Genomic DNA, 13,483 nt, shown 5'->3' with positions numbered 1-13,483 from the left:
TGACCCTTGGTAAAGTAACGGTGGGAGGGCGCGTGGACGAGGGTGTACGACGGACGAAGGTCGCGTTCGGGTCGGGTGGTGTCGACTGCGCCGGCTACCTGTACGAGCCGCCCGCACCGGCAGGTGGACCGCTGTCCTGCGTGGTCATGGCACACGGTTTCGCCGGGACGATGGAGTTCCTGCTGTACCGCGCCCAGCGCTTCGCCGAGGCCGGTTTCGCGGCCTTGGTGTTCGACTACCGCTACTTCGGGGCGAGTGAGGGCCGGCCCCGGCAGCTGCTGGACATCCCCGCACAACTGGACGACTGGCGCGCCGCCATCCGGTACGCGCGGGGGCACGCGGCCGTCGACGAGCGGCGGATCGCGCTGTGGGGGTCGTCGTTGGGCGGTGGCCATGTCGTGACGGTGGCCGCGGAGGACCCCGCGGTAGCCGCCGTGGTCGCGCAGGTTCCGTGGCTGGGCGACGGCCGGCCGTGGGGGCGCAGGCTAAGCCACGCGCTGCGGTGGAACTCGGTGAAGCTGACCGTCGCCGCGGTCCGCGACGCGCGCGGGGCACGGCGCGGGGCGCCGCCGCTGCTGGTGCCCGTCGTCGGCGAGCCCGGCAGCGGGGCCATGTTCACCGACCCCTCGGCACGGCGAGCTGTCGACGCCGCCGGCCTGGAGAACGTCCTGTGGCGCAACGAGTTCACCCCGCGCGCGGCGCTCTCCCTCGCCCGCTACGAGCCCGGTCGCCACCTCGAGCGGCTCACCGCGCCGCTTCTCGTCTGCGCCACCGAAGGCGACACGGACATCCCAGTCGACTTCCTGCGGGCGGCGGTGGCGCGGGCGCCGAGGGGCGAGCTGCGCCGCTATCCCGGCACGCACTTCGAGATCTACTACGGCCCCACCCAGGACGAGGTCATCGCCGACCAGACCGCCTTCCTGCGCGACGCGCTCGCGTAGCGCCAGGGGCCCAGCCCGTTGGCAGGGCGCCGTTCGCCTTCCCATCGCCACCGGCGGCTGGCATAGTTTGTATCAATGCATTGATACAAACTCGGAGGTGCCGGGTGGGGAAGCGTCTCCTGCGGCGATGGGGGATCGCCGACCCGAGCCCGGAGCAGTGTCACGTCGCGGCCCGGCACCTGCTGGTCCGGCGCCTGCTGTGGCTCGGAACGTTCCTGGTCCTGGCGCCGGCCGTGGGCATGGTGTTCGGCTGGTTCGGGGAGCCGATCGCGGTACCCGGTCTGTTCCGCCTGGTCATGTCGCTGGTCGCGGCGTTGTTGCTGGCCGAGACCGCGGCGGCGGTGCGGCAGATCCGTGGTGTGCGGGTCGCCGTGCTGGCCCGGCGGAGCTGGCGCGACCTCGTACCCCGGTGGCCGATGGCGCTGCTGCTCGGGGCGGCCGCACTGGCCCTGGTCCTCGCGGGCGTCGGTCTTGCCGCGCAGCCGTGGGCCGACCGGGTCGTGGCCGGGCTGCCGCCCAACGGTGTCCCGCAACCGGGCGGCTGGACCTCGTTCGTCTCCGACGACGTCCGGGCGGAGATCGGCAGCTCGCCGGGGTGGCTCGTCGTCTCCGGGACCGTGCTGTGCCTGGCCGCGGTGCTCGGGGTGGTGCGGCTCGCCGTGCGGCGTCAGACGGTCGCCGACCCGGTGGTGGACACCGTCCTGCGAGCCAGGACGGCCCGGGTGGTCGTCGGGGCGGGGATCGGTCTGCTGACGCACCTGGTGGTGCTGGCCAACAACCGGTTGAGCCTGCTGAGCAGCCTGTCGTTCGGGCCCGACCCGCTGCCGCCGCCGGGCTGGGTCCTCGTCGTGGACTCGGCGAGCGAGATCGTCGTCGTCGTGCTGTTCGTCGTCGCGGGGCCGGCGTGGGTCTGGGTGGCGACGCCGCCGCGGCGCGCCGGCCACCTCGCGCGGGTCGCGTGAACGTCGCGCCGCGGATCACCGTCGACCCGGACAGCGGGCTGGCGGCCTGGCGTCAGGTGCACGACCAGCTCCGGTGGCTCGTCGGCGCCGGGCGCCTCCCGGTCGGCGCCCGGCTGCCCACCGTCCGACAGCTCGCCCGCGACCTCGGCCTCGCCCCCGGCACGGTCGCCCGCGCCTATCGCGAGCTCGAGAGCGTCGGGGTGCTGCGGACCGCCGGCCGGAACGGCACCGAGGTGGCCGCGGCACCTCCCGGGCCGCGGCTCCAGCCGTTGGGATCCGCCGCGGCGGCCTACGCGGCCGCAGCCAGGGCCGCGGGCGCGGACCTCCAGCACGCGATCGCCGCCGTGGTCGCCGCGTTCGAGGGCGCCGACGGCACGGCGAACGAACGCTGACGCGCACCGCCGGTGGGCCACGGCGTCCTGGGCCCACCGGCGGTCCGTCGCCCTAGAGTGTCCTCAAAGCTAGACCGGGACGTCTCCCCCCACGCCCCACTGGGTGGTGAACTGGTCGCGGACCCACCAATAGCCGTTGCTGGGTCGCCACACGGTCAGGTCCGTCCGGTTGTCCCCGTTGAAGTCGCCGGGTACGGGGATGTCGCCGCCGACTCCCCATTGGGTGGTGGACTGGTTGCGGACGTACCAGTAGCCGTTGCTGGGTCGCCAGACGGTGAGGTCGGTGGTGTTGTCCCCGTTGTAGTCGCCGGGTACGGGGATGTCGCCGCCGACTCCCCATTGGGTGGTGGACTGGTTGCGGACGTACCAGTAGCCGTTGCTGGGTCGCCATACCGCGATGTCGGTGGTGTTGTCCCCGTTGTAGTCGCCGGGTACGGGAATGTCGCCGCCGACTCCCCATTGGGTGGTGGACTGGTTGCGGACGTACCAGTAGCCGTTGCTGGGTCGCCATACCGCGATGTCGGTGATGTTGTCCCCGTTGTAGTCCCCCGGCACCGGAATGTCACCGGCAGTACCCCAGGAAACGGTGAACTGGTTCTGGACGTACCACGTGCCGTTGCTCGGCCGCCAGACCGCGACGTCGTCCACACCGTCCCCGTTGAAATCCCCCGCCAACCGCTGCGGCACCAGACCGCCCGCGGCCGCGGACGACCTCGGGGCGATGTCGGCGAATCCAGCGGGTGAACCGACGACGAGCGTCGCGGCCACCGTGGCCAGAACCGCTACTTTGTTCCTGATATTGCTCATGTCGAGCAGTGTCCTGCCCGAGCCGGAGTCTCAAAACCGTTTGTTCCACTGAATGGACCCGAGATATTCCTTCGGCTGATCGCCACCCCTGGAGGTGCGAAGACATGGACCAGGTGCAGTTGGAAAGCAGTGTGCTTGGCAGGTCATTCACTCTGTTGAATGCACTTGCCAGCCATTCGGATGGAGTTGGGATTACCTGGATCGCACATTCCTGCGGTATCCCCAAGGCGACGACGCACCGGTTGCTGGGGCAGATGGAGGCGCTCGGCGTCGTGGCGCGCGCGGAGGGGCTGTACCGGGTGGGTTCGCGGGTCTTCCGGCTCGCCAGGGCCTGGGAGCCCTACCCCCAGCTGCTCACCGCGGTTCGCCGGCCGCTCAACGAGCTCGCCGCGACCACGAGAACCAGCGCCGTGCTCACCGTCCGGTGCCAGAACGACGACCTGATCGCGGCGGCCAGCCTGACCAGGGCGGAGGACGTGCTGCTGCTGAGCCCCGGCGGCCTCGTACCGCGCGGAATGGAGTTCGTCAGCACTCCGGTCCTGGCGCCGACCGGGCGCGACATCGCCATGCTCGCCGCCGCCGTCGGTGGCGGTAGACCCGGATCGCTCAGCGCCGCGGTCCGCCACGCCGCGCGCGCCGTCAGCGCGGGGCTCAGCCGGTAGCCGCCGGTCACACCCGGCGCACGACCGCACCGGCCGCCTCGAGCGCGGCCACCGCGTCGGCCGGTGCCCCGGTATCGGTCACCACGACGTCCAGTTCGGACACCGGAGCCACCACGGCGAGGGCGGTCCGGGTGAGCTTCGCCGCGTCGGCGACCGCGATGACCCGCGCGGCCGAGCGCATGGCGGCCCGCTTGACGGCCGCGTCCGCCAGGTCGTAGCCGGTGATCCCGTGCGCCGGGGTCAGCCCGCAGCAGCCGATGACCGCGGTGTCGAACCGCAGAGCCGCCAGCGAGGCCTCGGCGAGCGGCCCGGTCAACGCCAGCTCTCCCGGTCGGGGCGCGCCGCCCGGGAACAACAGCGTCAGCGCCGGCGCCCCCACCAGGGCGTTGGCCGCGTGCAGGGACAGCGGCAGCACGGTCAGCCGCCGGTCGCGCAGGACGTGTGCGACCTCCAGGCATGTCGTCCCGCTGTCCAGTACCACCGACTCGCCGTCGGCGAGCAGGTCGGCCACCGCGTGCGCGATCCGCCGCTTGGCCTTGACGCCCTCGTTCGCCCGGAGCGCGAACGGCGGCTCCTCCCCACGCAGCAGCAGGCTCCTGGCCCCGCCCCGGTACCGCTCGATCACGCCCTGGGCGGCCAACACCTCCAGGTCCCGCCGGATGGTCATCTCCGAGGTGCCGGTCAGCTCGGCGAGCCGGGCCACCGTCATCTCGCCCGCCTCGCGGGTCGCGTCGGCGATCCGCCGCAGCCGCTCGGTACTCACCATGACATTGAACACCTGTCGTGTTCGTAGTGCCAGGCAGCGAACGTAAGTTATGTTCGAAGTGTGGAGAGACTTCGCGCGGCCCGCGTGGCCACCTTCGCGTTCTTCGGCCTGAACGGGTTGGCCGTCGGCATGTGGTTCGTCCACATCCCCGCCGTCGAGCAGCGGACTGGCGTCGACCACGCCACGCTCGGCCTGCTCCTGCTGCTCCTCGGCGGCGGCGCGTTCGGCGGCATGCAGCTCGCGGGTCCGCTCACCGACCGGTTCGGACCGCGCCTCGTCGTGCCGCTGAGCGCCGTCTTCTGCTCGTCCGCGCTGGTCCTGCCCGGACTGGCGACGAACGGTCTCGCGTTGGGCGCGGGGCTGTTCGTGCTCGGCTTCGGCAACGGCTGCCTGGACGTCAGCATGAACGCCCACGCGGTCGAGGTGGAGCACGGCTACGGCCGGGCGGTGATGTCGGCCTTCCACGCCGCCTGGTCGATCGGCGGGTTCGCCGCCGCGGTGGTCGGCGCCCGCACGCTGAGCTGGGGCTGGGACCCGGCGACGACGCTCGCCGCGACCGGCGGGATCGCCGTGGCGATCGCCCTCGCCGCGACACCCGCGCTGCTGCGCCGCGCACCGGCGCCGCCGGGGGAGCGGCCCGCGAAGCGGGGCCGGCGCAGGACGCCCGGTCGTATCTGGGCCATGGCCGGCCTCGCCGTGCTGCTGATGCTCGCCGAAGGCGTCGCGAACGACTGGAGCGTGCTGCACCTGAGCACGGTCCTCGACGCGCCCGAGGCCACCGCCGCGTTCGCCTACGGCGCGTTCGCCGCCGCCATGACTGTGGGCCGCCTGATCACCGACCCGGTGGTCCGGCGGGTCGGCCCGGTCGCGGTCGTCCGGTACGGGTCGGCGATCGCGGCCGTCGGGCTGCTGACGGCCTCGCTCGCCCCCTGGGTTCCCCTGGCGCTGGCGGGCTGGACGTTGTTCGGCATCGGGCTGTCCGGCTCCGTACCGCAGCTGTTCAGCGCCGCCGGGCACGCCGACCGGGCCAACGCGGGAGCGAACGTCTCCCGCGTCGCCGGCCTCGGCTACCTCGGCATCCTGGCCGGACCCGCGATCATCGGTCCGATGACCGAGCTGATGCCGCTGAACGTGGCGTTCCTGCTGGTCGTGGCCTTCTGTGTGCTCGCCGTCTGCACCGCGGGGATCCTGCGCCCCGTTCCGACCCCCGCCGCCTCGGCCCCCGACACCGCTCCGGAGACCGAGGCGCGCAGGTAGTCGTAAGGCGGTTACGTCGCCTTCTTCTCGTCCTCGTCGAGGGCGCGATCGTCCCGCAGGCCGACGAACGGCTCCTTCTCCTCGGGGTGACCGGCCTCGATGGCCCGGCCGCGGTGCATCTCGGCGTCGAACTCGGCACCGAGGAGCACCGCGATGTTCGAGATCCAGAGCCAGACCAGGAAGATGATCACACCGGCGAGGGTGCCGTAGGTCTTGTTGTAGGACCCGAAGTTCGCGACGTAGAAGGCGAAACCCGCCGACGCGATGATCCACACGACCACGGCGAGGATCCCGCCGGGGCTGACCCAGCGTGCGCCGGCCTGCTTGGCGTTGGGGGCGGCCCAGTACAGCAGGGCGAGGATCTGGCTGATGATGATCACCAGGACCGGCCACTTCGCGTACTGCCAGATGGTCACGAACGTCTCGCCGGCGCCGATCAGCTCACCGACGTACTCGGCGACGCCACCGGTCAGCACCACGATGAGCACGCTCACCGTCAGCAGGATCGCGATCACGAGCGTGACGCCGATCCTGATCGGCAACGTCTTCCAGATCGGCCGGCCTTCCGGGACGTCGTAGATGTCGTTGGAGGCACGCATGAACCCGGCCACGTAGTTGGACGCCGACCAGAGCCCGCCGGCCAGACCGACGATGGCCAGCAGACCCGCGGTGCCCTGGGAGTTCTGTAGGTTGCGGGTGGCGTTGACGAGGATGTCGCGCACCGCGTCCGGAGCGGCCGACCCGAGGTCGTTGATGACGGTGTTGACCGTGTCCTGGCCGAAGAGACCGAGCAGGGAGACGACGACCAGCAGACCCGGGAAGATGGACAGGACCGCGTAGTAGGTGAGGGCGGCGGCCCAGTCGGTCAGGTTGTCCTCGTTGAACTCCTTGGCGGTGCGTTTGAGCACCTGCCACCAGGATCCGCGGTCCATGGACGTGGGCTTCTCCGGCGGCCGTTCGTGGTTCTTCGGCTGAGCGGTGTCGGTCATGACGTCTCTTCTCCGTACCTGCCTGCATCTCGTCGCGCGTCGCGCGCATGCAGGGGTACCCGCACAGACGAGGGGAAACAGCGCTACGCGGCGAACCTTTCGGCGAGCTCCCGGAGCCGGGCGACGGCCTGGGCCGCCTGCTCGGCGGTGATGTTGACCTGGGGCGGTCGGCTCAGTCGCTCGATCTGGTCGGCGAGCTTCAGGTACTCCTGGTGGGCGTGCTCCCGGCACGGCAGGCAGGTGACGCTCTCCGGCCGGGTGGAGGTCATCGCGTAGGGCACATGGCGGCCGCAGCCGGTGGTGACCGTGCTCGGCGCGTCGGTCACCAGGCCCAACGTCAACGTGATCGCGTTGCGGAAGTCGGCGCCCGCCTGGACGACGTTCCGCTCGACGTGGATGTGCGGATCGGTGTCGCTCACGTGCGCCCGCCTCCGTTCCGTCCCCCGCGACGAGACTAGTGCCCGGACGGCGTTACCGACTCGTGATGTTGATGGACGTATCTGCCGGCTCTGGCCCGGCTCCAGTTCGAGAAGCCGTGTGTCCACCCCCGCATGGAGGTCCCAATGCACTTCTACGTCCGGCGCAACCCACGCGACGAAGGTCTCGGTACCGACGTACCCGACGTCCCGGGGAGACTCCTGGCCAGACATGGTGCGCGGGTCCTCAAGCGCACGGACCCGATGTGCGAGGTGACCGGTCCCGCCCCCACGGCGACCGGTTACCGCACCGATGTCCTGCGCTTACCGGTGGACGCGGACCGGGACGCGATCGACCGGGTTCTCGCCGGCATCAACCTGCGGCTGGTGGGACCGTCCAACGGGCACCCCCGGCCGGTGGCCCGGCTCGAGGCGCTCGACCCGGCGCGGCCCGCGACCGTCGACGCCTGGTTCGCGCTCTGGCACCTGCGGCAGGCGGCGGCCGCCGAACCGGCCCCGGAACTCGCCCGCACCGTCCAGGCGCCGGATCCGGTGACGCTGGAACACCTGCTGTTCCTGGGCCTGGACCCCGCGCCGTGGGACTCCCACGGCATCGACCCGGCACCCTGGGACTCCCACGGCCTGTTCGGCAGGGACTCCTACCTGCGGTCGGCACGCGGCGGACCGGTCCCGGTCAGCGTCGGCCTGCGGCCGCCGACGCCGCGGCAGCTGGTTCCCGGCGGCGGGTTCGACCGGCGGCCGGTGGTCGCCGTGCTGGACACGGGGATCTCCCCGCACGAGTGGTTCGGGGCGACCGACCGCGACGCCGGCTTCCCGCCGGGCGGGTTCATCCGCGTCCTCAAGGAGGTTCAGGACGCCATCACCGCGAGCAGCCGCGCCGCGGGCACGGCGGCCAGGGTCATCGAGGACCACTGGGACGCCGACGTCCCGGCGAACCCGCTGACCGGCGAGCTCGACCGGCACACCGGGCACGGCACGTTCATCGCCGGCATCATCCGCCAGGTCGCGCCGGACGCCGAGGTCGGTGTCGCCCGGGTGATGGCCGGCGACGGGGTCGCCTACGAGAGCGACGTGCTGGCCGCCCTCGAGCGGCTGGTGGAGCAGGTCCGGGCGGCGCAGGCACCGGGGGGCGACCCCGCCGACATGGTCGACGTGCTGTCGATCTCCATCGGCTACTACTGCGAGACGCTCGACGACGAGGCCGAGACGACCGAGTTCGCCCGGCTCCTCCACACGTTGAGCGACCTCGGCGTGCTGGTCGTCGCGGCGGCCGGCAACGACGCCACCACGCGCCCGTTCTTCCCGGCCGCGCTCGCCACCATCCCCCCGGTCGGCGGCGGGCAGCCGGTGATCAGCGTGGGGGCGCTGAACCCCAACGGCACCAAGGCCTTCTTCAGCAACCAGGCGCCGTGGGTGCATGCCTGGGCGACCGGTGCCGCGGTGGTGAGCACGTTCCCCACCATGCGGGGGAGCACCGGGCCGGCCAACGCCATCCGGGAGCTGGACCGGGAGTCGCTCGACCCGGACGACTTCAGCAGCGGGTTCGCCATGTGGCACGGCACCTCGTTCGCGGGTCCACACGCCGCGGCGGTACTGGCCAACCGCCTGGTCGAGCACGCGGAGTCCGACCCCGGTCGGCTGCGGATGGGGCTGGTCAGCCAGGAGGCGATGCGCGAGCGAGCCCGTCTCGCCGTCGACGCCTGCACGGCCTGCGACCCGGCGTCGTGAACCTTTCTCCGGTGCACTGGTCCCCGCCATGCCACGCCGGTTGTTGATGTCGGGCCGCGACGCGAGAACCGGCGTCGCTCGCGGGGAGGCGGCCCGGTGAGCCCCGAGGACGCCCAGGAGCCGACGGAGCTGCTCGACGCGCTGCGGACGATGTTGGAGAAGGCCGACCCCATGCCGGACGGTCTCGTCGAGCGGGTGCGGTTCGCGGTCGACCTCGCCGGCCTCGACGGCTGTGACCTCCTCGACGCCGAGCTCGCGCGGCTCGTCGAGGAGTCGCGGCTGGTGGCGGCGCGGTCGGACGAGTTCACCCGGCTCGTCACGTTCCAGAGCGACAACCTGACGATCATGATCACGCTCGACACCCGCGTCGACGGCACCACCAGGGTCGACGGCTGGCTCTCGCCCGGCGCGTGCCACCGGGTCGAGCTGCGCTGCCCCACCCGCGCCATGTCGACCGAGAGCGACGACGCCGGCCGGTTCGCGCTGGCGGAGGTGCCGGCGGGACCGGCGCAGCTCGTCGTGCACGACGTCGCCGGGTCGCACCGCGTCGTCACGCCGCCGATCGAGATCGGAAAAGGGGGTTTGTCACCCTAAACGTTGTTGGTCATCGTGGACGCCGCACGGATACTGGCCGAATGCCCCGTGAGCCGGCCGAGGAGGCCGTGGAAGCCCGCGCACGCGAGCTGCACCGGCGTGGGCTCGAGGCGCTCAACCGGGGTCGACCGCTGCTCGGTGCCAGGTCGTTGCGGGCGGGCCTGCGCCTGCTCGGCTGGCCCGAGCCGGCGGGACGCTGGCCGGAGCACCGCGAGCTGACCTTCCGCCTGCTCGGCTCGCTCGCCGCCGCCGAGGTCGCGTGCGGCAACAGCGACCGGGGGTTCGCGCTGCTGGACGGAACCGGCGCGCTCATCGCCGAGCACAACCGGGGGGTGCTGCTGCTCCAACGCGGTCTGCTGCTGACCATGACCGGGCGGGTCGAGGAGGCGGTGCGCAGCTTCGACGCGGCGGTGCCGCTGCTCGAGCGGGCGGGGGAGCGGGTCGCGCTCGCGCGGACCCTGCTGAACAGGGCGTTCATCCACCAGATCGCCGGCCAGGTGCGCCCGGCGCTGGCCGACCTGGCCCGCAGCGAGCAGCTCAGCCGGGAGCTCGGGATGACCGTCCAGGTGGCGAAGTCCTTCCACGGCCGCGGTTCCTGCCTGCTGCTCGCCGGGGACGTCCCCGGGGCGCTGCGTGCCTTCGACCAGGCCGAGCAGGGGTACGCGGAGAACGCGGACGGGATGCTGGTCGTGCTCGCGGTGGAGAAGGCCAGGGCCCTGCTCGCCGCCGGGCTCGCGGTGGACGCGGCCGAGGTGCTCGACGCCGCCCTGCCCGGGTTCGCCGGTCTGGGGATGACCCAGGAGCAGGCCGAGGCCGAGCTGACCCGTGCGCAGATCGCCCTGGCGGTCGGCGACCACGCCGCGGCAACCCGCTGGGCGGCCCGGGCGCGGCGCCGGTTCCGCCGGCGGCGCAACGAGGCCTGGGCGGCGGTCGCCGCGCTGACCCGGCTGCGTGCCGAGTTCGCCGACGGCCGGCGCGCGGTCGCCGCCGCCGGCACCGCCAGCGAGCTCGCCGAGCGACTCCGCGCGCTGGGGTTGGACAACGACGCCGAGGCCGCCGAGCTGCTCGCCGCTCGCGCGCACCTGAGCCGTGGCCAGGTCGACCTGGCGGCCGAGCGGGTCCGGCGACAACCCGGTCGACGGTCCAGGCTGGACACCCGGTTGCAGCGGCACGTCGTCCGGGCCCGGATCGCGAGCGCCCGCGGCGACCACCCGGCCACCTTCCGGCACGCCCGGGCCGGACTGGTCCGTCTCGCCGAGCACCGCAGCCACTTCGGCAGCATCGACCTCCAGACCGGCGTGGCCACCCTCGGTGCCGAGCTCGCCAGGGCCGGGCTCGACGCCGCGCTGGCCGTGGGCCGGCCGGCGACGGTGTTCCGCTGGCTGGAGCACTCGCGGGCGCAGGCGTTCCGCTCGCGTGCCGTGCACCCCACCGACGACCCGGCCACCGTCGACGCCGTCGCCGAGCTGCGGCAGCTGTCCCGCGTGGCGCGGGCCAGCGAGCTCGAGGGCCGCCGCGATCCGGTGGCGGCACGGCGCTGCGCGGAGCTGGAACGCCAGATCCGCGCGCAGAGCTGGCAGACCAGCGGCACCGGCGAGCACGACGCCCAGGCCGAGCTGGCCGAGGTCCGCGCCGAGCTCGCGGCGGCCGGCACGGCACTGGTCAGCTTCTTCACCGTGGGCACGCGGATCCACGCCTTCCTGGCCGGCGACCGGGTCGCGCGGATCGTCGCGCTCGGCGACCTGCCCACGGTGACCGAGTCGATCATGCGGTTGCGCAGCGACCTGGACGTGCTGTCCGGTCGCGCGCTGCCGGCCCCGCTCGACGCCGCGGTGCGCACCTCGGCCCGGCGCCAGCTGGGCGTGCTGACCGAGCACCTGCTGGCGCCGCTGCGGCCGAGCCTGGGCGACGAGGACCTGGTCGTGGTGCCGACCGGACCGCTGTCGGGCGTGCCGTGGGCGCTGCTGCCGGACCTGCGGGGCCGCCCGGTGACCGTGTCGCCCTCGGCGACCGTGTGGCTCTCCGCCCGGCGCGCCGCGCTCGCGCCGCCCGCCGGCACGCTCCTCGTCGCCGGCCCCGACCTCGAGCACGCCGCGGACGAGGTCGAGCAGCTGGCCCGCATCTACCCCGAGGGGGAGACCCTGGTCGGCGCGGACGCCACCGTCGAGTCGGCGATCAAGGCACTCGACGGCTGCGGCATCGCCCACTTCGCCGCGCACGGCCACCACGAGCAGGACAGCGTGCTGTTCTCCCGGCTCGACCTCGCCGACGGACCGCTGCTGGCCTACGACATCCACCGGCTCGGTGCCGCGCCCGAACACGTGATCCTCGCGTCCTGCGACGTGGGCAAGACCGTCGTGCGCGCGGGCGACGAGATGCTCGGCTTCACCGCGGCCCTGCTCTACAGCGGCACCCGCACCGTGGTCTCCAGCGTGGCGCGCATGAACGACCACGCCGCGGTGGGCGTGATGACCGCCTACCACCGCGCCCTGGCCCGCGGGGCCGCCCCCGCCAGAGCCCTGGCCGACGCCACGCTCACCGAGCCGCTGACACCCCTCGTCTGCTTCGGCAGCGGCTGAGCCGGTGCGGACGTGCCCTACGGTGTGCGTGACCACTGAGGACCGCTGTGGTCGCGAACCGCGTCGGTGCCGCGGGAAGATCGTCGGCGGTCGCGGTGTTGGGGGGAGTCACGTGGCCGCCGGGCGGTCACGTGAGGCGGTCCGCACCCGGCGGACCGGGTGAGCGGGAGAGGGACCGCGCTGTGACGACGACCCGCGTTCCGACGGGGCCGGCCGAGAAGGTCCGGTCGCTCGAGCTGTTCTTCGACCTCGTCTTCGTCTTCGCGATCACCCAGATCGCCGCCGTGCTCACGGCCGCGCCCACCGGCACCGGGCTCGCCCGGGTCACGGTGCTGCTGGCCGTGGTCTGGTGGATGTACGGCGGCTACGCCTGGCTGACCAACGCGCTGGACCTCGACCGCACCCGGCCCCGCCTGCTCCTGCTCGCCGGGATGGCCGCGTACTTCGTCATGTCGCTGGCGGTGCCGCGCTACTTCGAGGAGGGGCCGTTCGGGCTCGTCCTGGGGATCGCCTACCTCGTCGTGGTGGTCGTGCACACCGCCGGGTTCCTCGGCACCTCCGGGCGCGGGGCCATCCTGCGGCTGGGGCCGCTCAACCTCCTCGGCGCGGCGGTGCTGGTCGTCGCCGGGTTCCTGCCGCCGGACGTCCGGCTCTGGCTGGCGCTGGCCGTGGTGGTGCTGCACTACGCGACCCCGCACGTCGTGGGCATCAGCGGGTTCGTGGTCGGCGCCGGCCACTTCGTGGAACGCCACGGGCTCGCGTTGATCATCCTGCTCGGTGAGTCGATCATCGCCGTCGGCGCCGCGGCGACCGCGAAGGGGAGCGTGACCACCGTCGTGGTCGGCTCCCTGCTCGCGCTGGCGGTGAGCGCGGCGATGTGGTGGCTGTACTTCGACCACGAGGACGCGGCCGGCGAGCACGCCCTGGACGCGATGCCGGCGCGGCGCCGAGGGCTGGCCGCCCTGCTCTCCTTCGGGTACGCGTACCTGGTGATGATCGCCGGCGTCACGGTCGCCGCGGTCGGCATGAAGAAGGCGGTCAGCTACCTCGGCTCGCCGCTGCACGACCTCGAGCCCTGGCTGCTGCCGATCGGCCTGACCGGCTACCTCCTGGGGCTGGCCGCGTTCCGCCGCAGCCTCACCCCGAGCTGGCCCTGGCCCCGGCTGGCCGCCGCGGCGGCGGTCTGGCTCTGCGTTCCCGCCGGCCTGCTGGTGGGAGGCTGGCTGGAGCTCGCCGTCGCGGCGCTGGTGCTGGCCGGCACGGTCGTGGCGGAGTCCGTGCGCCCGACCCCGGCGCCGACGGGGGCACCGACGGCGGCACCGACGGCGGAGTCTGGCTGAGCTCGGCCGCTCGGGCAGTATGCTGCCGG

Annotated in this window: 13 protein-coding genes; 9 read left to right on the top strand and 4 right to left on the bottom strand. The window is 73.1% G+C overall.

Annotated elements, in window-relative coordinates; all coding sequences use genetic code 11:
- Window positions 1–32: 32 nt before the first annotated feature.
- The 3 genes from BU204_RS05865 to BU204_RS41080 all read left to right on the top strand — a co-directional run bounded on the left by BU204_RS05865 (window position 33) and on the right by BU204_RS41080 (window position 2,295).
- Entirely contained in the window at window positions 33–941 is a 909-nt protein-coding gene (locus BU204_RS05865) for an alpha/beta hydrolase (protein WP_075124512.1), read from the top strand.
- A 104-nt stretch (window positions 942–1,045) separates the two neighbouring features.
- A complete protein-coding gene (locus tag BU204_RS05860) occupies window positions 1,046–1,903 on the top strand; it encodes a hypothetical protein (protein ID WP_083661024.1) in 858 nt (285 codons plus the stop codon).
- Window positions 1,900–2,295 (top strand): GntR family transcriptional regulator, encoded by a 396-nt coding sequence (locus tag BU204_RS41080; RefSeq protein WP_075124615.1) that lies wholly within the window; start codon window positions 1,900–1,902, stop codon window positions 2,293–2,295. Before BU204_RS05860 ends, BU204_RS41080 begins: the two co-directional genes overlap by 4 nt.
- A 69-nt stretch (window positions 2,296–2,364) precedes the next feature.
- Here BU204_RS41080 and BU204_RS05850 read toward each other — a convergent pair whose 3' ends face one another.
- Window positions 2,365–3,102 carry an FG-GAP repeat domain-containing protein gene (locus tag BU204_RS05850; protein ID WP_143229324.1) on the bottom strand — a complete coding sequence of 246 codons (738 nt, stop codon included), beginning with the start codon at window positions 3,100–3,102 and terminating at the stop codon, window positions 2,365–2,367.
- 104 nt (window positions 3,103–3,206) lie between these two features.
- Here BU204_RS05850 and BU204_RS05845 point away from each other — a divergent pair, with 104 nt between their 5' ends.
- Window positions 3,207–3,764: a helix-turn-helix domain-containing protein gene (locus BU204_RS05845; protein WP_075124510.1), complete on the top strand. Its 558-nt coding sequence runs from the start codon at window positions 3,207–3,209 to the stop codon at window positions 3,762–3,764.
- A 7-nt stretch (window positions 3,765–3,771) separates the two neighbouring features.
- On the opposite strand, the gene BU204_RS05840 is transcribed toward BU204_RS05845, so the two are convergent.
- On the bottom strand, window positions 3,772–4,530 hold the full coding sequence (locus tag BU204_RS05840) for a DeoR/GlpR family DNA-binding transcription regulator (RefSeq protein ID WP_075124509.1): 759 nt from the start codon (window positions 4,528–4,530) through the stop codon (window positions 3,772–3,774).
- A 60-nt stretch (window positions 4,531–4,590) separates the two neighbouring features.
- On the opposite strand from BU204_RS05840, the gene BU204_RS05835 reads away from it, so the two are divergent.
- A complete protein-coding gene (locus tag BU204_RS05835; RefSeq protein WP_075124508.1) occupies window positions 4,591–5,787 on the top strand; it encodes an MFS transporter in 1,197 nt (398 codons plus the stop codon).
- A gap of 11 nt (window positions 5,788–5,798) precedes the next feature.
- Here BU204_RS05835 and BU204_RS05830 read toward each other — a convergent pair whose 3' ends face one another.
- Both BU204_RS05830 and BU204_RS05825 read right to left on the bottom strand, forming a co-directional pair.
- Window positions 5,799–6,776 (bottom strand): YihY/virulence factor BrkB family protein, encoded by a 978-nt coding sequence (locus tag BU204_RS05830; RefSeq protein ID WP_075124507.1) that lies wholly within the window; start codon window positions 6,774–6,776, stop codon window positions 5,799–5,801.
- 83 nt (window positions 6,777–6,859) lie between these two features.
- Entirely contained in the window at window positions 6,860–7,195 is a 336-nt protein-coding gene (locus BU204_RS05825; RefSeq protein WP_075124506.1) for a hypothetical protein, read from the bottom strand.
- Window positions 7,196–7,339: 144 nt separating this feature from the next.
- Here BU204_RS05825 and BU204_RS05820 point away from each other — a divergent pair, with 144 nt between their 5' ends.
- The 4 genes from BU204_RS05820 (at window position 7,340) to BU204_RS05805 (ending at window position 13,454) form a co-directional block, all read left to right on the top strand.
- Window positions 7,340–8,941, top strand: coding sequence for a S8/S53 family peptidase (locus tag BU204_RS05820; RefSeq protein ID WP_075124505.1), 1,602 nt, complete (start codon window positions 7,340–7,342; stop codon window positions 8,939–8,941).
- Window positions 8,942–9,037: 96 nt separating this feature from the next.
- Window positions 9,038–9,535: a hypothetical protein gene (locus BU204_RS05815; RefSeq protein WP_075124504.1), complete on the top strand. Its 498-nt coding sequence runs from the start codon at window positions 9,038–9,040 to the stop codon at window positions 9,533–9,535.
- 41 nt (window positions 9,536–9,576) lie between these two features.
- Window positions 9,577–12,114 (top strand): CHAT domain-containing protein, encoded by a 2,538-nt coding sequence (locus BU204_RS05810; RefSeq protein ID WP_075124503.1) that lies wholly within the window; start codon window positions 9,577–9,579, stop codon window positions 12,112–12,114.
- A 182-nt stretch (window positions 12,115–12,296) separates the two neighbouring features.
- Complete coding sequence (locus BU204_RS05805; RefSeq protein WP_075124502.1) at window positions 12,297–13,454, top strand: low temperature requirement protein A; 1,158 nt, start codon at window positions 12,297–12,299, stop codon at window positions 13,452–13,454.
- The last annotated feature ends 29 nt before the right edge of the window (window positions 13,455–13,483 follow it).

It is taken from the genome of Actinophytocola xanthii, from assembly GCF_001921205.1.
GTDB lineage: Bacteria > Actinomycetota > Actinomycetes > Mycobacteriales > Pseudonocardiaceae > Actinophytocola > Actinophytocola xanthii.
Note: the sequence above shows the minus strand (reverse complement) of the source record. Positions and strands in the feature narration are given on the sequence as shown.